The sequence below is a fragment of the Curtobacterium sp. 1310 genome, from assembly GCF_017834105.1.
Taxonomy (GTDB): Bacteria; Actinomycetota; Actinomycetes; order Actinomycetales; family Microbacteriaceae; genus Curtobacterium.
Map to the genome: position 1 here is coordinate 159,644 of NZ_JAFICY010000002.1, position 22,926 is coordinate 182,569.

Below are 22,926 nucleotides of genomic sequence, written 5' to 3' on the forward strand. Positions count from 1 at the left end.
CCGCGCTCCGCCGTGCTGCTCAGCTCCCTGCGTCCGCGTCGTCGGTCGCCTGGCCGTCGGCGCCGTCGGACGGCTCCCGTCCGTCCGCCCGGTCCGGTTCCAGGGCGCCGGGCCCCTCGGTCACGAGCAGGCGGAACTGCTCCGCGTCGATGATGCGGAGCCCGAGCTGCTCGGCCTTCGTGAGCTTCGACCCGGCACCGGGACCGGCGGCGACGAAGTCCGTCTTCTTGCTGACGCTCGACGCAGCCTTGCCGCCGGCGGCGATGATCGCCTCCTGCGCGCCCTCACGGGTGTACCCCTCGAGCGAGCCCGTCGCGACGACGGTGACCCCGCTGAGGACGCCCCCCTCGACGGCGGCGCCGGGACCGGGGTGGTCCGGCGTGGTGAACTGCACCCCCGCGGCCGTCCAGCGGTCGATGATCTCGCGGTGCCAGTCCACGGCGAACCAGTCGAGCAGGGCGTCCGCGATGATCCCGCCGACCCCGTCGACCGCCGCGAGCTCCTCGCGCGACGCCTCCCGGATGCGGTCGAGCGACCCGAAGTGGTTCGCGAGTGCCCGTGCGGCGACCGGGCCGACGTGCCGGATGCTGAGCCCGACCATGATGCGCCAGAGCGGCTTGGTCTTCGCGGCCTCGATGTTCGCCAGCATCTCGAAGGCGTTCTTCGACGGGTAGCGGCTCGGCTCACCCGTGTGGTCGGCTCCGCGCGCGTCGGGGTCGAACGGCGGATCGGTCTTCTTGCGGGCACGGCTGAACGGCGTGACGCGCTTCGGTGTGCCGTCGTCGTCGGACTTCTCCATGCCCGTCTCGGCGTCGCGGACGATCACCTCGATGGGGACGATGTCCTCCATCGTCAGGTCGAACAGCCCGGCCTCGGTGACGAGCGGCGGCTGCTCGGGGTGCAGCGGCTGCGTGAGCGCCGCGGCGGCGACCTCGCCCAGGCCCTCGATGTCGAGCGAGCCGCGCGAGGCGATGTGCTCGACCCGGCCACGGACCTGGGCGGGGCAGCTCCGGGCGTTCGGGCAGCGGAGGTCCTTGTCGCCCTCCTTCGCCGGTGCGAGGGGCGTCCCGCACTCCGGGCACGCGGCGGGCATGACGAACTCGCGCTCGGTGCCGTCGCGCAGCTCGACGACCGGGCCGAGCACCTCGGGGATGACGTCGCCGGCCTTGCGGAGCACGACGGTGTCGCCGATCAGGACGCCCTTCGCCTTCACGACGTCCTGGTTGTGCAGGGTCGCCTGCCGCACCACGGACCCCGCGACCTCGGCCGGCTGCATCACCGCGAAGGGCGTCGCACGTCCGGTCCGCCCGACGCTGACCACGACGTCGAGGAGCTTCGTGTGGACCTCCTCCGGCGGGTACTTGTACGCGATGGCCCAGCGCGGTGCACGGGAGGTCGAGCCGAGTTCCTCGTGCAGGGCCAGGTCGTCGACCTTCACCACGACGCCGTCGATCTGGTGCTCGACCGACGCACGACGCTCGCCGGTCGTCCGCACGAAGCCGATGACCTCGTCCACGGTGTCGAACACCCGGTAGTGCGAACTCGTCGGCAGGCCCCAGGTCTGCAGCAGCTCGTAGACCTCGGACTGGGAGTGCACCTCGGTGTCGCGCTCGAGCTCGCGCACCGGCCACGCGCCGATGCCGTGCACGAGCATGCGGAGGCGTCGCAGGCGGTCGACCATGAGCGCGCGCTTCGCCTCGGACTTGCCCTCCTCCTTCTGGCGGAGCGATCCGGCAGCCGCGTTGCGCGGGTTCGCGAACACCCGCTCCCCCGCCTCGCGCTGCCGGGCGTTCAGCTCGTCGAACTGCGCGACGGGGAAGAAGATCTCGCCGCGGACCTCGACGATGGCCGGGTGTCCCTCGCCGGACAACCGGTCGGGGATCGTGCCCATGGTGCGCACGTTGCCGGTGACGTCCTCGCCCACCACGCCGTCACCACGGGTCGCCGCCGACACGAGGCGACCGTGCTCGTACCGCAGGTTGATCGCGAGCCCGTCGATCTTCAGCTCGGTGAGGAACCGGACCCGTTCGGAGCCGGCGTCGCGCTGCACCTTGTCGGCCCACTCGGTCAGCTCCTCGGGGCTGAACACGTTGTCGAGGCTCAGCATGCGCTCGGCGTGCTCGACCGGCGCGAACTGCACCGTCTGCGCCTGGCCGCCGACGGTCTGGGTCGGGCTGTCCGGGGTGCGCAGGTCCGGGAAGCGCTGCTCGATCGCGTCGAGGCGACGGACCATCGCGTCGTAGTCGCCGTCCGACACCGTCGAGCCGTTGCCCTCGTAGTACTGGTCGCGCAGCTCGCCGATGCGCACCCGGAGCCGGTCGACCTCCCGCTGGGCCTGCGCGGCGTCGAGGTCGGCCGGGGCCAGCGTCTCGAACGTCGAGTCGGCCGAGTCGGGGGTCGTGTCGCTCATGCCTCAGTTCTACCGTGCACCGCCGACCCCGGCCGCAGCCGGCTCCCCGACCCCAGCCGCCCGGCCCCGGCAGCACCCCGCTGCCCGGCCCCGGCAGCAGCGGGCTGCCCGGCCCCGGGCCGCAGGCTCAGACGGTCGCGGGCACCGCCGAGACGGTGCGGTCGATCGTGCACTGCCCGAGCACCCGGGTGCCGACGTAGACCACCGCAGTCTGACCGGGAGCCACACCGGACAGCGGCTCGTCGACGTCGATCACGAGTTCGCCGTCCGTCACCCGCGCCGTCGCCGGGACCGGATCGGCGTGCGCCCGGATCTGCACGTCGCACGCGAACGGCGTCGCCGGGTCGGCCGGAGCGGTCCCGGCCCAGGTGAACCGCGAGCCGGCCATCGACCGGACGTCGAGCGCCTCCTTCGGTCCGACGACGACGGTGTTGTCCTTCGGCCGGATCTCGAGCACGAAGCGCGGCTTGCCGTCCGGTGCCGGGCGTCCGAGGTGCAGTCCGCGGCGCTGCCCGACGGTGTAGCCCGTGGCACCCTCGTGCTCGCCGACCACGGTGCCGTCGCGCTCCACGACCGAGCCCGGCGCGGTCCCCACGCGGTCGGCCAGCCACCCGCGGGTGTCCCCGTCCGGGATGAAGCAGATGTCGTAGGAGTCGGGCTTCTGCGCGACGGTCAGCCCGCGCGCCGCCGCCTCGGCACGGACCTCGTCCTTCGACGGTGTCGCACCGAGCGGGAACATCGCGTGCTCCAGCTGCTCGGCCGTCAGCACGCCGAGCACGTACGACTGGTCCTTCGCCCACGCCGCCGAACGGTGCAGCTCACGGGCGCCGTCCGACCCGGTCACGACCGAGGCGTAGTGGCCGGTGCACACGGCGTCGAAGCCCAGGGCGAGCGCCTTCTCGAGCAGGGCGGCGAACTTGATGCGCTCGTTGCACCGCATGCAGGGGTTCGGGGTGCGGCCGGCCTGGTACTCCGCGACGAAGTCGTCGACGACGTCCTCCTTGAAGCGCGCCGAGAAGTCCCACACGTAGTACGGGATCCCGAGTGCCGAGGCTGCCCGCTGCGCGTCCATCGAGTCCTCGATCGTGCAGCAGCCACGGCTCCCCGTGCGGAGCGTGCCCGGCATCCGGCTCAGCGCCAGGTGCACACCGACCACGTCGTGCCCGGCGTCGACGGCCCGCGCCGCGGCCACCGCCGAGTCGACCCCACCGCTCATCGCCGCAAGTACACGCATGCATCCAGGGTAAGCGCATCCCCCGACGAGTCCAGGCGTACCGTTGCTCGACGATGACCAGCACCACGAACGACGCCTTCGACCGCCGCGGCGTCCTGCTGTCCGGCTTCCTGCCCGCGGCGCTCTTCGCGATCGGCGAGGGAGCGATCATCCCGATCATCCCGATCGCCGCCGACTCCCTCGGCGCGAGCCTCGCGTTCGCCGGGTTCGTCGCCGCGCTCATCCTCGTCGGCGAGCTCATCGGTGACGTGCCCTCCGGCGTCGTGGTCGGGCGGATCGGTGAACGGAACGCGATGATCGGCGCCGCGGTGGTGTCCGTCGTCGGGCTGCTCGTCTGCGTCGTCTCACCGAGCCCCTGGGTGCTCGCCGTCGGGGTGTTCCTGGTCGGTGTCTCGACCGCCGTCTTCGCCCTCGCCCGGCACGCCTACATGACGACCGCGATCCCCCTGCGGATCCGGGCCCGCGCCCTGTCGAGCCTCGGCGGCGTGTTCCGCTTCGGCTACTTCGTCGGGCCCTTCCTCTCGGCCGGCGTCGTCCACCTGACCGGCACGACGCAGAGCGCCTTCTGGATCCACGTGGTGTGCTGCCTCGCGGCGGCGGTCGTGCTCCTCGTCCTGCGCGACCCCGCGACGGGCGCACGCGGTCTGCGGTTGCCGAGCAGGGCCTCCAGGCCGGACACGACGAGCGCGACCGACGGGACGGACGCGACCCGCGGACCGGACGCGGCCGACGCGGCACGGCGCACGGCACCCGCGCGGCACCCCGACGAGCCGCCCACCGACACGGGCGCGCAGTTCGTCGAACGCGAGGCACACGGCCTCTTCCGCACCATCCGCGAGAACCGCGCCGTCCTGGCACGGCTCGGCAGCGGAGCGGCGCTCATCGGCGCGCTCCGCGCCGGACGGCAGGTGATCCTGCCGCTCTGGGCGGTCAGCGTCGGTCTCGACGACGCCTCGGCCGCGCTCGTCATCGGCATCGCCGGCGCCGTCGACTTCGCGCTCTTCTACACGAGCGGGCAGATCATGGACCGCTGGGGTCGACTCGCGAGCGCCCTGCCGTGCATGCTCGGGCTCGCCGTGAGCTACTTCCTGCTCGCCTGGAGCGGGCACCTCGACGCGAGGGTCGGGTGGTTCGTCGGCATCGCGATCGGCATGTCCCTCGCCAACGGTGTCGGCAGCGGCATCCTCATGACGCTCGGTGCGGATCTCGCGCCGCGGGGGAACCCGGCACCGTTCCTCGGCGCGTGGCGCTTCACGGGGGACTTCGGGTCGGCTGCGGCGCCACTGCTGATCTCGGGCGTCACCGCGGTCGCCTCGCTCGCGTTGGCGAGCGGGGTGATGGGGGTGCTCGGCCTGGTCGGTGCGGGGGTGCTGCTGCGGTACGTGCCGCGGTACCTGCCTCGTCGGGTGCGCTGAGCGGACGGCCTGGAGGCGCGGCTCCCGCCCGCCCCGCGTCCACGCCTCGGTAGACTGCCGCTGCTCGCGGGAGTGGTGGAATCGGTAGACACGCAGGATTTAGGTTCCTGTGCCCCTGGCGTGAGGGTTCGAGTCCCTCCTTCCGCACGATGGTCGGCTCGCCGGGTGGAGTCACACCACAGGAGGATGGGGCGGTCACCGCCGGGCGGTACCCTCGTCACGCGGGAGCTTCCCCGTGCCCCGCCCCGACACGACCGGAACAACCATGCACTCCGTCGCACTCGCCCTGATCCCGTGGCTCGACCCGCAGTACATCCTCGACCACTTCGGGGCCATCGCCGTGCTCATCGTCTGCGCCATCGTCTTCGCCGAGACGGGCCTGCTGATCGGCTTCGTCTTCCCCGGCGACAGCCTGCTCGTCATCACGGGGCTCTTCGCCTTCGACCGCGGCGGCCAGATCGGCGGCATCCCCATCTGGGCGGCGGCGCTGATGATCGGCGCGGCGGCGTTCCTGGGCGGTGAGCTCGGGTACTACATCGGCAAGAAGGCCGGGCCCCCGATCTTCGAGCGCAAGGAGAGCGGACTCTTCTCGAAGGAGAACGTCGACCGCACGAACGCGTTCTTCCACCGCTTCGGCCCGCTCGCGGTCATCCTCGCCCGCTTCGTCCCCGTGGTCCGGACCTTCCTGCCGATCGCGGCCGGGGTCGGGCGCATGAACTACAAGAAGTACTCGCTGTACAACGCCGTCGGTGCGGTCGTCTGGGGTGTCGGCGTGACCTTCCTCGGGTACTTCCTCGGGTACATCCCGCCGATCGCGTACGTCGTGCGGAACTACATCGACGTGATCCTCATCCTCGCGGTGCTCGTCACGGTCGTCCCCGCGGGGCTGCACTACTGGCGGACCGCGCGCAAGGCGAAGCACGCCGCCGAGGCCGAGGAGGCAGCCCAGCGCGGTGGCGCCGAGCGGGGTACCGCCGACGGCGCGGGTCGCCCGGCCGAGCAGTAGTCGGCGGGCCGTCGGCGCTCCGGCGGCCTGGCGGCGCTGACCGTCCGCACACGGCGCTGCAGCGGCGGCGTCGCACAACCGAAGACACCTCGCGCCACGGGAACCCGTGGCGCGAGGTGTCGCTCGTTGTGCCTGGGCACGGAACGCCGCGCTGACGCCGGCGTCCCGCGGAGCCCTCCGACCGGTGTGGTCAGACCCCGAAGTACTCGCGGACGATCGGTGCGATCCCCCGGAACGCCTTCGACCGGTGCGACAGTGCGTTCTTCTCGTCGCGCGTCAGCTGTGCTGCCGAACGGTCGGCGTCGTCCGGCTGGAACACCGGGTCGTACCCGTGTCCGCCGTCCCCGACCGGCTCGGTCAGGACCTCGCCGTTCCACACCGCCTCGAACAGGTGCTCCGTGCCGTCCGGGGTGACGAAGGCGGCGGCACACACGAACGCAGCGGTCCGCTCCACGACCCCCTCGAGGTTCCGCAGCAGCAGCGCGATGTTGTCCGCGTCCACGCGCGTCCCGGCGTACCGGGCGGAGTGGATGCCGGGTGCCCCGCCGAGCGCGTCGACGGCGATCCCGGAGTCGTCGGCGAGCGCCGGCAGCCCGGTGTGCGCCACCGCCGCACGCGCCTTGATGAGCGCGTTCGCCGCGTACGTGTCGCCGTCCTCGACGGGCTCCGGACCGTCGTACCCGACGAGCTCGACGCCCGCGCCGAGGGCCTCGCCGAGGATCCCGTGCAGCTCGACGACCTTGCCCTGGTTGTGCGTCGCCAGGACGACGGTGTGGCCGGTCACGCGAGGCCCAGCACGTCGCGCTGGATCGCCGCCAGCGACCGGTTGCCCGCGAGGCCGAGGTCGAGCAGCGTGTCCAGCTCGTCGCGGTCGAACGGCGCGTGCTCCGCCGTGCCCTGGACCTCGATGAACTTGCCGGAGCCGGTCGTCACGATGTTCATGTCGGTGTCGGCTGCGGAGTCCTCGGTGTAGGCGAGGTCGAGCATCGGCTCCCCCCCGACGATGCCGACCGAGATCGCCTGCACGCTGTCGGTCAGCGGCGTCGCCTTCTTGGCGATGAAGCCCTTGTCGCGGCCCCACTCGATCGCGTCCACCATCGCCACGTAGGCGCCGGTGATCGACGCGGTGCGGGTCCCGCCGTCGGCCTGCAGCACGTCGCAGTCGAGGACGAGGGTGTTCTCGCCGAGGCCCTTCATGTCCACGACCGCTCGGAGCGACCGCCCGATGAGCCGCGAGATCTCGTGCGTCCGTCCGCCGACCTTGCCCTTGATCGACTCGCGCTGCATGCGCTCGTTCGTCGACCGCGGCAGCATCGAGTACTCGGCGGTGACCCAGCCGGTGCCCTTGCCGGCCATCCAGCGCGGCACACCGTTGGTGAAGGACGCCGTGCACAGCACCTTCGTGTTGCCGAACGAGATGAGTGCGCTGCCCTCGGCCTGCGAACTCCACCCCCGCTCGATGCTGACCGGACGGTGGTCGGTGGCACTGCGGCCGTCGATGCGGGTGCTCATGGGGTCCTTTCGGTTCGGGGCAGCGTGATGGCCCCGGTCTGGAGGTGTCCGACGCTCGAGACCTCGGGACCGAGGAAGCGCCGGGCGAGCCGGATGAAGCCGTTCTTGTCGTCGCCGGTGGCCTCGAACGCGTAGGTCGGCGGCTCCGGGGTGGTGCGTTCGAGCCCGTGCTCGACGAGCCGACGGTAGACGTCGTTCGCGGTCTCCTCGGCGCTCGACACGAGCGTGACGTCCGGGCCCATCACGTACTGGATCGCCGCGGACATCAGCGGGTAGTGGGTGCACCCGAGCACGAGCGTGTCGACGTCGGCGGCGCGGATCGGCGCGAGGTACTGCGCCGCCACCTCACGGAGCGCCGGCGACGAGGTGTCCCCGGCCTCGACGAACTCGACGAAGCGCGGGCACGCCGCGAGGGACAGGGTGACGTCGGCAGCCACGGCGAACGCGTCCTCGTACGCCCGCGAGGCGATGGTCCCCACCGTCCCGATCACCCCGACGCGACCGGTCCGGGTCTGCTTCACGGCGGCACGGGCGGCCGGCTGGATCACCTCGACGACGGGGATGCCGTACGCCTGCTCGTAGCGTTCCCGAGCATCGCGGAGCACGGCGGAGGACGCGGTGTTGCAGGCGATCACCAGCGCCTTCACGCCCTGGTCGACGAGGTCGTCCATCACTTCGAGCGCGTACCGCCGGACGTCGGCGATCGGCTTCGGGCCGTAGGGCGAGTGCACGGTGTCCCCGACGTAGCGGATGCTCTCGCGCGGCAGCTGGTCGATGATCGCCCGCGCGACCGTCAGTCCACCGACCCCGCTGTCGAAGACTCCGATCGGTGCATCCGTCACCCGCCCAGCGTACCGAGCCGCACCCACCCGGCGCCCGACCACGCGCGCCCCGCGCCTCGGCACCGCGACGTCGCCCCGGCTCCGCGACGTCACCGCGGCACAGCGACGTCACCTCGGCACCGGGAGGTCACTAGTGTCGGACGCGTGACCAGCGCGCTCCTCACGGACCAGTACGAACTCACCATGGTGGACGCCGCCCTCAAGGACGGCACCGCCGATCGACGCTGCGTGTTCGAGGTGTTCGCCCGCCGCCTCCCCGACGGCCGCCGCTACGGTGTTGCCGCCGGTCTCGGGCGCTTCCTCACGGCGCTCACGGAGTTCCGCTTCGGCGACGAGGAGATCGGCTTCCTCCGCGACCGCGGCGTGATCGACGAGGGGACGGCTCGGTGGCTCGCGGACTACCGGTTCACCGGGGACGTCCGCGCCTACCGCGAGGGCGAGGTCTTCTTCCCCAACTCCCCCGTGCTGCAGGTCGAGGGCACCTTCGCCGAGTCGGTGGTCCTCGAGACCCTCGCGCTCAGCATCTTCAACGCCGACTCGGCCATCGCCGGCGCAGCGGCCCGCATGGTGTCCGCCGCCGACGGCCGTCCGCTCGCCGAGATGGGCTCGCGCCGCACCGGCGAGTGGAACGCCGTCGCCGCCGCCCGCGCCGCGTACATCGCGGGCTTCGGCGCGACGAGCAACCTCGAGGCCGGCCGCACCTGGGGCATCCCGACGATGGGCACCGCCGCGCACGCGTTCACGCTCCTGCACGACTCCGAGGAGGCCGCGTTCCGCTCGCAGCTCGACGCCCTCGGCGACGGCACCACGCTGCTCGTCGACACGTACGACATCGAGGCAGCGGTGGAGACCGCCGTCCGGCTCACCGACGGCCGGCTCGGCGCGGTCCGCATCGACAGCGGTGACCTGCCGAGCGTCGTCGCCGCGGTCCGCGCGCAGCTCGACCGGCTCGGTGCCCCGGCGACGAAGATCACCGTGACGAACGACCTGGACGAGTACACGATCGCCGCGCTCCGGGCCGCGCCGGTCGACTCCTACGGTGTCGGCACGAGCGTCGTGTCCGGTTCGGGCCACCCGGCGGCGGGCATGGTGTTCAAGCTCGTCGCGCACCAGACCCCGGCGGGCGACGAGTGGGTCCCCGTCGCGAAGAAGTCCGCGGACAAGGCCTCGACCGGTGGCCGCAAGGAGGCCGGCCGACGCCTCCGCAACGGCATCGCCACCGCCGAGGTCGTCCTGACCTCCGGTCGCCTCGGCCCCGACGAGCGACCCCTGCTCGTCCCCGTGGTGGACCACGGCGAGGTCGACCCGGCGTTCCTCGGGGTCGCCGGCGTCGAGGCGGCTCGGGCGCACCACGAGCGCGCCAAGGCGGAGCTCCCGGTGGACGCGTCCCGCATCGGACGCGGCGACCCGGCGATCCCCACCATGGTGGTCTAGCGGACTACTCGGACTTCATCTTCTCGTAGATGGCCTTGCAGTCCGGGCACACCGGGAACTTCTCCGGGTCGCGGCCCGGCACCCACTTCTTGCCGCAGAGCGCCTTGACCGGCTTGCCGGAGAGTGCGGACTGCAGGATCTTGTCCTTCTTCACGTAGTGCGAGAACCGCTCGTGGTCGCCGGGCTCGATCGCCTCTTCCTCGAGGAGCTTCTCGAGCTCGCGGTCCATCACGTCGAGGCCGCCGCCGGGTTCCGTCATGCTCATGGGTCCAGGGTACGACGATGCGGCCGACGCCGCGACGGACGGGAGGCGCGGGTCCGCCCCGCCACGCGGCTCACCTGCACCGAGGACGGACGGGAGGCACGGGACGGTCCCGCCACGCGCCTCCCGTCCGACGGTGCGTACCGACGGGAGGCACGGCGTCGGGCCACAGCGTGCCTCCCGGCCGGCAGTCGCTCAGTTCCGCTGCGCCGCAGCGAGCAGGTCGGGACCACGCCGGTCGAAGAGCCGACCGCCGACGGCCACGCCGGTCGCGAGCACGACGACACCGACGGCGATGCCGACGAGGAGCGTCGCGAGTGCCCAGGGTTCCGGGCCCTCGACCGCGGTGAGCACCGCCAGCCAGCCCGCGGGGACGAGCGACGCCAGGATGCCGACGATCATCGTCGTCTGCGCGACCGCGGCCGTCGTCCCGGCGGCCTGCGGCTGCTGGAACGGGTGGTCGCCGGGGCGGACGGTCGGGTACGGCAGCAGGACGGAGACGACGCTCGACAGCCCGAGCCCGGCGAGCAGTGCACCCACTGCGATGCCGGTGAGCACCGGGAAGGCCGTGGGGTCACCGAAGAGCGCGGCGGACACGGCGGCGCCCGCCACGACGAGCGGCAGTCCGACGACGAGCAGGGGCACGAGTCGCCCGAGCCGGTCGGTCCAACCGGGAGCGCCCGACGCGACGTGCAGCCAGACCGCGGTGTTGTCGTAGGAGACGTCGTTGTGGGGCAGGAACCCGGCGATGAGTGCCATGAGCGGCAGCGGGACCAGCGCGGTCCAGTGCCACGGCACGCCGGCGACCCCGAGCGGGAGCACCACGAGCGGCACGAACAGGATGACCAGGTAGGACATCCGGTAGCGCGGGTCACGGCCCCAGTACGTCAGCGCCCGGGCGGCGACCGCGCCGACCGGCGTCGAGCCCAGGCCGGCGAACCAGCCGAGCCCGCGGTAGCGGCGGGTGCCGGCGCGTCCGTCCGCGGCCTCGAGTGCGGCGCCGACCAGCGCCCACCAGGCCCACGCGAGCAGTGCGACGGTGACCAGGGCGACCAGCAGCTTCAGGAGCCCCTCGCCGACGCGACCGCTCGCCACGTCCGCCGGGACCGCCCAGGCGGCACCCCACGGCGTCCACCCGGCGACGTCGGCGATCCGCTGGAGCTCGGTGCTGGCGGGGTCGAGCCAGTCGCTGCGGAACAGCAGCGACGCCACCGGCAGTCCCAGCACGACGATCACGAGGGCGGCGAGCCAGCCGGCGTCGCGCGACCGGTGCGGTCCGACGAAGGTCGCACCGACGGCGCTGCCGACCCGCAGCAGCAGGGCGCAGGTCAGGGTGCCGAGCAGTGCGGCGACGACGGCCAGCACCGCGGTGCCGCCGCTGCGCGACCACGCTCCGACCTGCCCGACCGCGACGACCGCGACGGCGAGCACCGGGACGCCCACGAGTCCGGCGACGCCGAGACCGAGGGCGAGGTGACGGCGGGCGATCCCGTACACGGCGAAGCGGCGCGGGTCGAACTGGTCGCTGCGACCGACGACGAGCGGCACCAGCGTGAGTGCGAGGGCGACGAACGTGCCGACGGGGACCGCGACCGACCGCGCGACCTCGACGGGTGCCTGCCGCAGCGCGAGGAGCTCGCCGGCCACCACCACGGCGGCGACCAGGCCGAGCAGGGACCCGAGCACCACGAGGACCGACCGTCGGGCTCCCCCACGGACCTCGCCCGCGAGCAGGTCGACCCTCAGTCGGAGAAGCTGTGCAACCATTCCATGCTCTCTGCCACGACGCGGCCGCCCGCGAGTTCGACGAACTTGTCCTCGAGGCTCTTGCGCCCGCGGACCTGCGCCATCGTGCCGGAGGCGAGGACCTTGCCGCCGACGATGATCGCGACGGAGTCGCACGTGCGCTGCACGAGCTCCATGGAGTGGCTGGAGAGCACCACGGTGCCGCCGCCGCGGGTGTACCGCCGCAGGATGTCCGTGATCGTCGCCGCGCTCACCGGGTCGACCGACTCGAACGGCTCGTCGAGCACGAGGACGCGCGGCGAGTGGATCAGGGTCGCGGCGAGCGCGATCTTCTTCGCCATGCCGACCGAGTAGTCGGCGACCTGGCGTCCGAGCGCCTCGCCGAGACCGAACGCCTCGGCCAGGTCGGTGCTGCGCTTCCGTGCGGTCGCACCGTCGAGCCCACGGAGCGTGGCCGAGTAGTGCAGCAGCTGCGCGCCGGTGAGCCGGTCGAACAGCCGGAGCCGGTCGGGCAGCACACCGAGGGCGCGCTTGGCCGCCGTCGGGTCGGACCAGACGTCGTGGTCGAGGACGGTCACGGTGCCCGCGTCGGGCCGGAGGAGACCGGTGACCATCGAGAGCGTGGTGGTCTTGCCGGCGCCGTTCGGTCCGACGACGCCGAAGATCGAACCCTGGCGGATCTCGAGGTCGACCTCGTCCGCGGCGAGGGTCTGGCCGTACCGCTTCACGAGGCCGCTCGCGCGGAGCACGACGGGCTGCTGCGCCTGTGCGGTCTGCGTCGCGGCGGCGGTGGCGGTCGGCTGGCGTCCGGGAGCGCGCTTCTCCTTCGCCGTGGAGCCGGCCGCAGCGGTCTTCGGCGTGCCCGCACGCTGGGTCGTCCCCGTGCTCGACGCGTCGTCCCCGGCCGCGCCGGAGCCGGTGGCGGTCGTGTCGGTGGGCTGTGCGGGCGTCGCGGGGCCCGAGGGTCGTGCGGCACGCCCCTTGCCCTTGCCCTTGCCCTTGCCCTTGCGGGGGGTGCGGTCCGACGCGGCGGCCGTGGCCGTCGGTGTGCCGGTCGCCGCAGCAGCGGTGGCGGGTGCGCTCGTCGCAGCAGCTGCCGGTCGCGCGGCGACGGCGTTCTCCGGGTCGGCGCCCTGGTCGGGCGCACCTTCGTCGTGGCCGACCGCGACGGCCGCACCCGTCGTGTCGTCCGTCATCTCGTCATCATCGGAGGCGTCGTCGCGCGCATCCTCGTCCCCCGTGTCGTCGTCGGCCGCGTCACCGGACGGTCCGTCCGCGTCCGCCAGCCAGGCGGCGTCGGACGTCGCGTACACGTCGTCGTCATCAGCTGCAGCCACCGCCCCACCGTACCAACGCGCCGGACGCGGCCGACCCCGACCGGCGGCGCGTCCGCGAGGGCCTCGGTACCGAACCGGTCACAGGATCACGAAATGAGCACGAAGCACGCGGGGGTGTACCCCGGAGCGCACTCGTTCCGTATCATTCACCAGGGCACGACGGAGTGTTCACCACATGGAAACCTGCCCGGACGGGCGCCCGTGGCCGCTCGTCCCCCGCACGAAGGTGCAGGAAGCGCACGCTCACGGCGAACTCGGACCCGGAGCGGGCACACTCGACGAGGCCCGCCCGTGCCCCACGCGGCGCGCGGGCGGACACCAGAAGGGACCAGCATGACCACGCAGATCGTCATCCTCGCAGCGGGGATGGGCAGCCGACTCGGTCGGAGCCTGCCGAAGCCGCTGACCGAACTCAGCGACGGCCGCACCATCATGCAGCAGCAGTTCGACAACATCCGAGCCGCCTTCGGCTCGAGCGCCCGCGTCACGATCGTCGTCGGCTACAAGTCCGAGTACATCGTCGAGGCGTTCCCCGAGGCGAACTTCGTCTACAACGAGTCCTACGACTCGACGAACACGTCGAAGAGCCTGCTGCGCGCGCTCAAGGCGACCGGCAAGAGCGGCGTCCTGTGGATGAACGGCGACGTCGTCTTCGACCCGCGCGCCCTCGTCCGTGCCGCGGACATGATGGACCAGGACCGCTCGTTCGTCAGCGTCAACACCGAGAAGGTCTCCGACGAGGAGGTCAAGTACACGGTCGACGCCGACGGCTGCATCAAGGAGCTCTCGAAGCGGGTCGTGGGCGGACTGGGCGAGGCCGTGGGCATCAACTACGTCTCCTCGCGCGACAAGCAGGCGCTCATCCGCCAGCTCGGCCGCGTCGACGACCAGGAGTACTTCGAGGGCGGCATCGAGGCTGCCATCGCCGAGGACGGGCTACGCTGGTCGCCGATCGACATCTCCGACCTGTACGCGGTCGAGATCGACTTCGCCGAGGACCTCCAGCGCGCGAACGACCTGTTCGCCTGAACCACCGTCAGGACCCCCTCGGCGGTTCCGCCCGGAGGGAAGCCGCGTGACCACAGCGAGTGCGCCGACCGCGCCCGCGACGACTGCATCGACGTCGTCCCGGAGCGCCGGTCGGCGGTACCGCCAGGCACTCTGGCTGCTGACCGTGCGGGACCTGCGCGTCCGGTACTCGACGTCCGCGCTCGGGTACCTGTGGTCGATCCTCGACCCGCTGGTGATGTCGGCGATCTACTGGTTCGTCTTCACCCAGGTCTTCCACCGGGGATCGGTGGGCGAGGAACCGTACATCGTCTTCCTGCTGTCGGCGTTGCTGCCGTGGATGTGGTTCACCGGAGCGGTGTCGGACTCGACGCGAGCCTTCACGAAGGAGGCGAAGCTGATCCGGTCGACGACGATCCCCCGGAGCATCTGGGTCGCCCGGGTGAACGCGTCGAAGGGCATCGAGTTCCTGCTGAGCCTGCCGGTGCTCGCGGTCTTCGCGATCGCCGCCGGTGCGCACCTGCACTGGGAACTGGCGCTGTACCCGCTGGCCATCGTGCTGCAGTGCGCCCTGGTCTACGGGATCGGGCTGATCGTCGCACCCCTGGTCGTCTTCTTCCGTGACCTGGAACGCGCCGTGAAGCTCGTCCTGCGGTTCCTGTTCTACGCGTCGCCGATCATCTACGGCACGCAGGCCCTGCCCGACCGGCTGCACGACATCGCCGCACTGAACCCGCTCAGCGGCATCTTCGGCCTGTACCGCTCCGCGTTCTTCCCCGGCCAGCTCGACTGGCTCGAGGTCGGGGTGTCGGTGGTGGTCACCGCCGTGGTCCTCGTCGTCGGCCTCCTCGTGTTCCGCCGGAGCGAGCACCGCGTCCTGAAGGAGCTGTGATGACCGCGACCGACCGGACCGCGCCGTCCACGAGCGTGGCGCCCGTGATCTCCGTGCGCGACGCCGGCATCCGGTTCAAGCGCAACCGCCGCGCGAGCCGGAGCTTCAAGGACCTGTTCGCCGGGAGCAACCGCCGCAAGCGCGCGGACGAGTTCTGGGCGCTCCGCAACGTGTCGTTCGACGTCCGGCCGGGCGAGGCCATCGGCGTCGTCGGACGCAACGGTCAGGGGAAGTCCACCCTGCTCAAGCTCGTCGCGCAGGTCATGCTGCCGGACGAGGGACGGATCCGTGTCGATGCGGGTGTCGCTCCGCTCATCGAGATCACCGGCGGCTTCGTCGGCGACCTCACCGTCCGGGACAACGTGTACCTGACAGCGGGTCTGCACGGGATGTCCCGGGCCGAGATCCGCGACGCCTTCGACGAGATCATCGACTTCGCCGAGATCGGCGACTTCGTCGACACCCCCTACAAGCACCTGTCGAGCGGCATGAAGGTGCGCATCGCGTTCGCGGTGATCTCGCGGCTGGACGAACCGGTGATCCTGGTGGACGAGGTCCTGGCGGTGGGTGACAAGAGCTTCCGCGAGAAGTGCTACAAGCGCATCGAGGAGCTGCTGGCCGGTGGCCGGACGCTGTTCTTCGTCTCGCACAACGACAAGGACCTGCGTCGCTTCTGCGACCGGGGGCTCTACCTCGACAAGGGGCGTCTGCAGCTCGACGACACGATCGAGGCAGCCCTGGCGCGGTACGCGGCCGACCACGGGGCCTGAGCTCCGCTCCTCCACACCCGGGGCCCGCCGTCCCCTCGTCCACAGGCCGAGGCACCAGCGCACTCCCCCGGGCTCCCGACGTCGGCCCCTCCCCCTACCGTGGCCCGCATGCACCACCCACCCACGGCCTACGCAGTCCCGTTCACCGTCGACCGATCCTGGGCACCACGTCGCTACGACCTGGTGAACACCGGGCCGGAGCCGCTCCACGCGATCTCCCTCACGCACCTCGGCAGCGGGTACTGCCCGCCGCTGGCGGTCAACCGTCTCGACCCGGGTCGATCCCTGTCGATCGCGGTGTTCGGCGCCGACCCCGAGCAGACCGGCATCGTGGTCGTCCGGTGGCGGCGCCCGGACCGTTCCGAGTACCTGTGGCGGATGTCACTCGTGGGCGACCATCTGGTCGGCCTCGCGTCGTGACGACCGCAGGGTCAGCCCTCGCCGCGCTCCCGGGCGACCTCGTGCCAGCGCGCCACGAGACGGTCGACGGCAGCATGCAGCCGGCGCGTCGCGACGCCGGGTGTGGTGTCGCCGAAGTACCGCTCGACCCAGTGCTGCAGCGTCGCGAGCTCCTCGGCGTCGTTCGCGGCGGCGTCCACCCGCGCGACCACGTCGGCGGCGTCCTCGGCGAGCAGCCAGTTCGCGGCGCCGAGGTACCCGCGCTCGTCCACGTCGGCCTCGGGTGCCGCCGGACGCGTCACGAGCAGCGGCTTGCCGACGGCCAGTCGGTCGTAGATCATCGCGCTGATGTCGGTCACGGCGACGTCCGCGTCCGCCAGTTGCCACCCGAGCTGCGGGCCGTCGTCGTACACGTGGTGCGCAGACGGGTCGGCGGCGTTCGCGGCGGTGATCGCGGCGACGATGCGCTCGTGGGCAGCACGGTAGTCCTGGTCGAGCACGCCGCTGCGCGGGTGCGGCCGGTACACCAGACGGTGTCGACCGGTCGCGAGCAGGCGCTCGGCGAGCTCGACCCCGTGCGACGCGATCGAGCCGTACGCGGCGGCGGCGCGGTCGCCCTCCCACGTGGGCGCGTAGAGCACCACGGTCCGGTCGTCGTGGGGGTACGGCACCGCGCCGGCGAAGTGGTCGGCCTGCGGGCGTCCGATGGCGATGGTGCGGTGGTCCACGTCGTAGTCCCACAGGGCGGCACGCAGGCGGTCCCGGGCGGCGTCTCCCGCGATCAGGGCGTAGTCGTACGCCTTGAACTGGTTGGTGGTCATGTACATCTTGTCGCTCTCGCCGTGGTTGACGAAGACGTGCCACATGCGCCCGTACCGCATCATCTGGAAGTTGCGGGCGTTCTGGTTGACGTACAGGACGATCTTCGGTGCCTGCTCCTCGACGAACCGCTCGAGGTCGACGACCTGGCGGGCGTACACCGCCGGGACGGGCGACTCGTCGAGCAGGGTCGTCATCGTGCCGGGGCTGCGGGAGATGATCGCGACGGGGTGCTCGCGGGCGAGTTCCGCCAACGGCGCGTACCACTGCCGGAGCTGGTACATGTTCACCTTGCCGTCGGCGAAGTAGACCGCGACCTCGATCGAGCGCGGTGCGAGCTCCGGGACCTCCGGGAGCCGGCGGTCGAGCTCCCGCCGGTTCTGACGGGCACGCAGCAGGCGGCGGGCGAGACGGATCGCGGTCCGGACGTCCTTGGTGATCGGCATGGTGGTCCTCAGGCTACGGGCGGTTGCTGGGCGGTGTGCTCGGCGACGACGGCAGTGACGAAGGGTGTGGTGCGGGCAGCGACGGGGTGCTCGACCGCGGACGCCCGGTCGGGGCGCCGGGACGTCCGGGCGGCGGAGTCAGACGACGGGTGGCCGACCGGCCAGCGTCATCCGGGCGATGGTCAGCCACCCCATGGGCCGCGACGGTCCGCAGTCCGCCGTCCAGCCCTCCCGGATCCCCGCGAACCACGTCCGCAGGCGCACCGGGTGTCGCCACCAGCGAGCGATCTGGATCGCGGCCCACGACCCGACGTAGACGGGTCGCAGTGCCACCGGCAGGTTGCGGCGTGCCAGGAACACGCGGTTGCGGGCGTTCAGCCGGACGTACTCGGCGTGCCGGGCGGGGTCGATCGCCGGGTGGTGCGCGACCAGGTCGCCGGCGTACCAGGCGCGTCGACCGGCATCCCACACACGCCACGCCAGCTCGATGCCCTCGTGCGCGTAGAAGTACGGTGCACCCCACCCGCCGACTGCGCGGTGGACGTCCATCGGCAGGAGGACGGCCCCCTCCCACACCGAGAAGACCGGCGACGAGTCGGTCGCAGCGCCCTTGCGGATGCGCGGCACCCAGCGACGGGGGTTCGCCGATCCGGTCGGGTCGACCACCCGCGGCTGCACCAGGCCGAGCGACGGGTCGCGTTCGAGCAGTGCCACGGCGTCACGCAGGAAGGTCGGCGACGGGATCGACGCGTCGTCGTCGAGGAAGAACACGTAGTCGCCGTCGACGACTGCTGCTCCGGCGTTGCGACCGGCGGGGATCCCGACGTTCTCGGGCAGCGCGAGCGCACGGACGCCCTCGGGCAACCCCGTCGGCGCCCAGCCGTTGCCGACGCACACGACGTCGAGCTCGACGTCCTGCTGCGCGAGCACGCTCGTCAGCCCACGGCGGAGGTCGTCCGGACGGGTGCCCTGGGACAGGCTCACGACGGCGATGCGCGGGCGCTGCCGGTGCGGGACGGCGTTCCGTCGCTGGGTCCCGGGCAACGCCTCCGGTGTGGCGCCCGTCGTCGCTCCCGAGGTCATGCCCGCACCCGCTTCGACGAGATGATGGCGACGAAGTGACCGGCCGTGGCGAGGACGGCGAGCGGCAACAGCGCCCCGACCAGGACCCGGTCGACCAGCGGGCTGCCGACGACGAGCCCGAGCAGTGCGAACACGAACGCCAGGATGGTCAGCTCGACCGAGTGGTACAGGCGGTGGAAGGGCAGGAAGCGTGCGAAGCGACGCAGCGTCGCCAAGCGCCGCCCGGACGGGGCCGTGCCGGCGTCCCGGCGGTCGACGAGCTTCTCGAGCCCGGCGTTCGCGCGGGCGACGTGGACCATGTCGTTGAGCGCCTTGTTGAGCACGATCACCAGGCCGAGCGCGCACCCGATCGTCGTCCACATCCAGTCCGCGCCGTGGACCGGCCAGGTCGCGGCGCGGACGCCGAGCGCGATCGGGATGAGTCCCTCGGTCGTGTAGTGCCCGACCTTGTCGAGGAACACCCCGGCGGGCGACCGGGTGCCGCGCCACCGGGCGACCTCACCGTCACAGCAGTCCACGAGCATCTGCAGCTGACCGAGCACGAGTGCGAGCAGTGCACCCCAGATGCCCGGGATCAGCAGCGCGGCGGCGACGCTCCACCCCACCAGGATCATCAGGCCGGTCACCTGGTTCGCCGAGACCCGCGTCCTGAGCAGCACCCAGGTCAGGTACGGCGACACGTCGCGCAGGTAGAGCGACGCCGTCCAGTGCTCGGCGTTCGCCCGCGAGCGGACCTCGTCGGGTTGGGCGACCGCACGGAGTTCGGCGATCGAGGTCGGGCGGGCGCTGCCGCGGCCGGTGGTGTCGTCGGTCAAGGGGTCAGGTCACCGTCCCGTGTGCGTGGTCAGCTCGGAGGTCCGGGTCAGGAACCCGATGATGAAACCGATGCCCCAACCGACGTGGATGCAGGGCAGCACGACGATCAGCCAGAGCATCGTGGGCAGCCCGGAACGCCGCGCCACGAGGACGGCGCCGAGCACGACGAAGAGCAGGTAGACGGCGGGGACGACGAAGCCCAGCGCCGCCCAGGCGACGGGCGACCCGAGCACGGCACCGACGATGCCGACGAGTCCGGCCACGATCCCGAGCGCCATCGCCACGACCATCGCCGGGGGCGCGAAGTACCGCAGGCCGTTGTTCGCCGGGAAGCGTCGGGCGAGCTCGCCGCGCCACAGGCCCGTCGCGACGAACTGGCGCACCAGTCGTCGGAGGCTCGGCCGCGGCCGGTAGGTCACCACGAGTTCCGGGGTGAACCACACCGTGCCACCGGTCTGGCGCAACCGCCGGTTGAGTTCCCAGTCCTGGCCGCGCTTGATGCCCTCGTCGAAGAGTCCGACCTCGAACAGCCGGTCGCGTCGGAACACCCCGAGGTAGGCGGTCTCGGCCGGACCGGCCTTGCCACCGACGTGGTGCGGTGTCCCACCGAGGCCGACCCGGCTGGAGTAGGCGAGGGCGACGGCACGCTCGAACGGCGTGCGGCCCTCGGCGTGCATGATGCCACCGACGTTGTCCGCACCCGACTCGAGCAGCACGCGGACGGCGATCCGGGTGTAGTCCGACGGCAGCACCGAGTGGGCGTCGACCCGGATCACGATCGGGTGCACCGACGCTCGGATGGCGACGTTGAGCCCGGCGGGTGTGGAGCCGACGGGGTTCTCGATGGCCCGGACACGAGGATCGGCGGCGCTCATCTCGGCGACGAGTTCGTTCGTCCCGTCGATCGACGGTCCGAGCGCGAGGATCACCTCGAACGGACCCTCGTAGTCCTGCTCCAGCAGGCTCCCGACCGCGGCACGGACCTCGGTGACCTCGTTGAGCACCGGCATCACGTACGAGACCCCCGTCAGGGGCTGTCCGTCTGTCTGCATGCGGTCCTCGGGGTCGTGGCTGACGCGCGGAGCGCACCGTGGACCGGTACCGCCCCGGAGAGCAGCCATGAGCCTATCAAGCGGCCGGAGCGCCCACCTGCGTCGGACCCGCCAGGGCGCCGACCGTCGGACCGCACCACGAGCCGCGTCGGGGCCGGACGACGGACGGGAGGCGCGGTGCCAGCCGGCACCGCGCCTCCCGTCCGTCGCTGGTCGCGTCAGCTCTTGTAGGTCCCGAGCGTGACGTCGGCCTCGCGCGTCTGACCGTCGCGGACGTAGGTGATCGTCGTCTTCGCACCGCCGGCGAAGAAGCGGACCTGCGCGGTCAGGTCGGTGGCGTCCGCCACCGATGCCGAGCCGATCTTCGTCACGACGTCGCCCTTCTGCAGACCGGCGTCCGCCGCCGCTCCGCCGGACGACACCGACTTGATGAGCGCACCCATCTGGGTGGCGTTCGCGTCCTCAGAGGCGTCGCCGACCGTCGCGCCGAGCAGACCGTGCGTCGCCGACCCGTTCTCACGGATCTCGTTCGCGACGCGCTGGACCAGGTTCGCCGGGATGGCGAAGCCGACACCGATGCTGCCCGACTGCGCGTCGGAGGACTGGGAGCTGCCCGCGCTCGCGATCGCGACGTTGATGCCGATCAGCTTGCCCTTCGAGTCGAGCAGGGCGCCGCCCGAGTTGCCGGGGTTGATCGACGCGTCGGTCTGGATGACCGGCAGCGAGACGGTCGTCTTGGTGGAGGATCCGCCGTTGCCCGGGAACTCGAACGGGCTGTCGCCGTTGCCGCCCTCGTTCGAGTCGCCGCCCTGGCTGGGGGCGCTCGAGGCGACCTGGATGCTGCGGTTCAGGGTCGAGACGATGCCGTCGGTGACGGTGTTCGACAGGCCGAGCGGCGCGCCGATCGCGACCGCGGTGTCACCGACGTTGAGCTCGGAGGAGTTCGCGAAGGAGATCGGCTTGGTGCCGGTCGCGTCGATCTTGATGACCGCGAGGTCGACCGTCGGGTCGGTGCCGACGAGCTTCGCCGGGTAGATCCTGCCGTCGGACGTCGTGACCGTGATCGTGCCGTTCGAGCTGTCACCGTCGAGGGTCACCACGTGGGTGTTCGTGACGATGTACCCGTCCTTCGTGAAGAAGACACCGGAGCCGGTGCCGCCCGCGGAGCCCGAGGAGACGTTGATCGTGACGACGGACGGCGTCGCCTGCGCGGCGACCGCGGTCACGACGGTGGCGTTGTTGTAGTCGTTGACCGTGAGGTTGCCGCCGTTCTGCGACGAGCCGGAGCCGATCACGGTGGTGCCGCCGCCCTGGGCTGCACCGGCCGCCCAACCGGCGCCGCCGCCGACCAGGCCGGCGAGCACCAGACCCGCGACGATCGGCAGGACGAGCTTGTTGCGGCCGCCCTTCCCGTTCGCGGTCGTGCCCACTGCGGCACCCGTGGCGGTCCCGGTCGCCGCACCCGCGGCAGCGCCGCCGAAGTAGTGGCCGTTGCGCTGGTTCGAGCCGTCCACGTCGCCGAAGGCGCTGGCGGACGAGGGGGCCTGGGCGGAGCCGGGGTACGAGGCGCTCTGCGGTGCGCCGTACTGCGAGCCGACCTGCGGCGTGCCCTGGGCGTACTCGCCGTAGCGGGGCTGGCCCTGGGACCGGCCGTACTGGTCCTGACCGTACGGGGTCGGGTTCTGGGTCTGGCCGTACTGGCTCTGGCCGTCCTGGTTCTGGCTCTGGCCGTACTGGTTCTGGCTCTGGCCGTACTGGTTCTGGTCCTGGCCGTACTGGCTCTGGCCGTACTGGCTCTGTCCGTACTGGCCCTGTCCGTACTGGCCCTGGCCGTACTGGCCCTGGTCCTGGTCCTGGCCGTACTGGCCTTGGCCGTACTGGCTCTGACCCTGGCCGTACTGGCTGTGCACGTACCGGTCGTCGCCCCGCCCGTGGTGTGCGTTGTCGGAGCCGTAGGGGCTCGCCTGCTGCACGGCATCGCTGCCGTCGCGGTCGCGGTCGATGGTCGGGTAGGGCGCGGTGTAGCGGTCCGTCGTGGTGTCGGTCCCCGCAGCGATGACGTCGGTCTCGGCCCCGTGGGCGTCGTCGATGACGTCGGTGTGGTCGTGGTCCGTACGGCGGTCGGCGGGCTGTCCGGAGACGTCCTGCGTCGACGTGCCCTCGCCGGAGGTGGCGCGCGAGGCGTCCTCGGCTGCGGCCCGGTGGTCGGTTTCCTCGGGGCGGTTGTCGTCGCCCTGGCCGTGTGGCGTGGTGTCGGTCATGCTGGACGTGCTCCTTTCAAGCTCGTGCAGTCTTCCGGACCCACCTGAGCGGTGCTCCTGCTGGCGCTGCAAGCGACCTATGGCGATCTTATGCGTGGGCTGTGGACGCGTTCCCGGTCTCGCGGCGCCGGGTGACCCGCAGGACGCGCACCGCCGATCCGTCCGACTAGGTTGGGGCCTCC

General features: G+C 72.0%; 20 protein-coding genes and 1 tRNA gene. 8 read left to right on the top strand and 13 right to left on the bottom strand.

Annotated features, from left to right (window positions below; all coding sequences use genetic code 11):
• Positions 1-19 precede the first annotated feature (19 nt).
• Positions 20-2,410, bottom strand: coding sequence for an NAD-dependent DNA ligase LigA (gene ligA, locus JOD95_RS04895; RefSeq protein ID WP_209683570.1), 2,391 nt, complete (start codon positions 2,408-2,410; stop codon positions 20-22).
• 127 nt (positions 2,411-2,537) lie between these two features.
• On the bottom strand, positions 2,538-3,644 hold the full coding sequence (gene mnmA / locus JOD95_RS04900; RefSeq protein WP_209683573.1) for a tRNA 2-thiouridine(34) synthase MnmA: 1,107 nt from the start codon (positions 3,642-3,644) through the stop codon (positions 2,538-2,540).
• A gap of 53 nt (positions 3,645-3,697) precedes the next feature.
• On the opposite strand from mnmA, the gene JOD95_RS04905 reads away from it, so the two are divergent.
• The 3 genes from JOD95_RS04905 to JOD95_RS04915 all read left to right on the top strand — a co-directional run bounded on the left by JOD95_RS04905 (position 3,698) and on the right by JOD95_RS04915 (position 6,065).
• A complete protein-coding gene (locus JOD95_RS04905; RefSeq protein ID WP_209683576.1) occupies positions 3,698-5,059 on the top strand; it encodes an MFS transporter in 1,362 nt (453 codons plus the stop codon).
• 66 nt (positions 5,060-5,125) lie between these two features.
• Positions 5,126-5,206: transfer RNA gene (locus tag JOD95_RS04910), tRNA-Leu, on the top strand.
• Positions 5,207-5,324: 118 nt separating this feature from the next.
• Positions 5,325-6,065: a DedA family protein gene (locus tag JOD95_RS04915; protein ID WP_209683580.1), complete on the top strand. Its 741-nt coding sequence runs from the start codon at positions 5,325-5,327 to the stop codon at positions 6,063-6,065.
• Between the two features lie 190 nt (positions 6,066-6,255).
• Here JOD95_RS04915 and rdgB read toward each other — a convergent pair whose 3' ends face one another.
• Genes rdgB through murI form a run of 3 tightly spaced genes read right to left on the bottom strand, consistent with a single transcriptional unit; the run spans position 6,256 to position 8,419 of the window.
• On the bottom strand, positions 6,256-6,849 hold the full coding sequence (gene rdgB / locus JOD95_RS04920; protein ID WP_209683583.1) for an RdgB/HAM1 family non-canonical purine NTP pyrophosphatase: 594 nt from the start codon (positions 6,847-6,849) through the stop codon (positions 6,256-6,258).
• On the bottom strand, positions 6,846-7,577 hold the full coding sequence (gene rph / locus JOD95_RS04925) for a ribonuclease PH (RefSeq protein WP_066652919.1): 732 nt from the start codon (positions 7,575-7,577) through the stop codon (positions 6,846-6,848). Before rph ends, rdgB begins: the two co-directional genes overlap by 4 nt.
• Positions 7,574-8,419 (bottom strand): glutamate racemase, encoded by an 846-nt coding sequence (gene murI / locus JOD95_RS04930; protein ID WP_066652917.1) that lies wholly within the window; start codon positions 8,417-8,419, stop codon positions 7,574-7,576. Before murI ends, rph begins: the two co-directional genes overlap by 4 nt.
• Here murI and JOD95_RS04935 point away from each other — a divergent pair.
• Positions 8,411-9,853: a nicotinate phosphoribosyltransferase gene (locus JOD95_RS04935; RefSeq protein ID WP_374191723.1), complete on the top strand. Its 1,443-nt coding sequence runs from the start codon at positions 8,411-8,413 to the stop codon at positions 9,851-9,853. The genes murI and JOD95_RS04935 overlap by 9 nt on opposite strands.
• 4 nt (positions 9,854-9,857) lie before the next feature.
• On the opposite strand, the gene JOD95_RS04940 is transcribed toward JOD95_RS04935, so the two are convergent.
• The 3 genes from JOD95_RS04940 to JOD95_RS04950 form a co-directional block, all read right to left on the bottom strand.
• Positions 9,858-10,118: a DUF3039 domain-containing protein gene (locus JOD95_RS04940; RefSeq protein ID WP_144411249.1), complete on the bottom strand. Its 261-nt coding sequence runs from the start codon at positions 10,116-10,118 to the stop codon at positions 9,858-9,860.
• A 192-nt stretch (positions 10,119-10,310) separates the two neighbouring features.
• Positions 10,311-11,882 carry an ABC transporter permease gene (locus JOD95_RS04945; RefSeq protein WP_209683590.1) on the bottom strand — a complete coding sequence of 524 codons (1,572 nt, stop codon included), beginning with the start codon at positions 11,880-11,882 and terminating at the stop codon, positions 10,311-10,313.
• Positions 11,858-13,198, bottom strand: a complete 1,341-nt coding sequence (locus tag JOD95_RS04950; protein WP_307810377.1) for an ABC transporter ATP-binding protein — start codon at positions 13,196-13,198, stop codon at positions 11,858-11,860. The genes JOD95_RS04945 and JOD95_RS04950 overlap by 25 nt, the downstream gene beginning before the upstream one ends.
• A 333-nt stretch (positions 13,199-13,531) precedes the next feature.
• Here JOD95_RS04950 and JOD95_RS04955 point away from each other — a divergent pair, with 333 nt between their 5' ends.
• From JOD95_RS04955 to JOD95_RS04970, 4 genes are all read left to right on the top strand, one after another.
• The gene (locus JOD95_RS04955) at positions 13,532-14,227 is read left to right on the top strand and encodes an NTP transferase domain-containing protein (RefSeq protein ID WP_066652912.1); all 696 of its coding nucleotides are present in this window, start codon (positions 13,532-13,534) and stop codon (positions 14,225-14,227) included.
• A gap of 46 nt (positions 14,228-14,273) precedes the next feature.
• The gene (locus tag JOD95_RS04960) at positions 14,274-15,098 is read left to right on the top strand and encodes an ABC transporter permease (protein WP_209683593.1); all 825 of its coding nucleotides are present in this window, start codon (positions 14,274-14,276) and stop codon (positions 15,096-15,098) included.
• Positions 15,098-15,868, top strand: coding sequence for an ABC transporter ATP-binding protein (locus tag JOD95_RS04965; RefSeq protein ID WP_200884133.1), 771 nt, complete (start codon positions 15,098-15,100; stop codon positions 15,866-15,868). The genes JOD95_RS04960 and JOD95_RS04965 overlap by 1 nt, the downstream gene beginning before the upstream one ends.
• 108 nt (positions 15,869-15,976) lie before the next feature.
• Positions 15,977-16,288: a hypothetical protein gene (locus tag JOD95_RS04970; protein ID WP_066657868.1), complete on the top strand. Its 312-nt coding sequence runs from the start codon at positions 15,977-15,979 to the stop codon at positions 16,286-16,288.
• 11 nt (positions 16,289-16,299) lie between these two features.
• Here the strand turns inward: JOD95_RS04970 and JOD95_RS04975 are convergent, their stop codons facing one another.
• From JOD95_RS04975 to JOD95_RS04995, 5 genes are all read right to left on the bottom strand, one after another.
• Positions 16,300-17,532, bottom strand: a complete 1,233-nt coding sequence (locus tag JOD95_RS04975; RefSeq protein WP_209683595.1) for a CDP-glycerol glycerophosphotransferase family protein — start codon at positions 17,530-17,532, stop codon at positions 16,300-16,302.
• A gap of 138 nt (positions 17,533-17,670) precedes the next feature.
• Positions 17,671-18,615, bottom strand: coding sequence for a glycosyltransferase family 2 protein (locus JOD95_RS04980; protein ID WP_209683597.1), 945 nt, complete (start codon positions 18,613-18,615; stop codon positions 17,671-17,673).
• On the bottom strand, positions 18,612-19,430 hold the full coding sequence (locus JOD95_RS04985) for a CDP-alcohol phosphatidyltransferase family protein (protein WP_209683599.1): 819 nt from the start codon (positions 19,428-19,430) through the stop codon (positions 18,612-18,614). The genes JOD95_RS04980 and JOD95_RS04985 overlap by 4 nt, the downstream gene beginning before the upstream one ends.
• A gap of 9 nt (positions 19,431-19,439) precedes the next feature.
• Positions 19,440-20,483 carry a glycosyltransferase family 2 protein gene (locus JOD95_RS04990; protein ID WP_209683601.1) on the bottom strand — a complete coding sequence of 348 codons (1,044 nt, stop codon included), beginning with the start codon at positions 20,481-20,483 and terminating at the stop codon, positions 19,440-19,442.
• A 218-nt stretch (positions 20,484-20,701) separates the two neighbouring features.
• Positions 20,702-22,744, bottom strand: a complete 2,043-nt coding sequence (locus JOD95_RS04995; protein WP_209683603.1) for a S1C family serine protease — start codon at positions 22,742-22,744, stop codon at positions 20,702-20,704.
• Between the last annotated feature and the right edge of the window lie 182 nt (positions 22,745-22,926).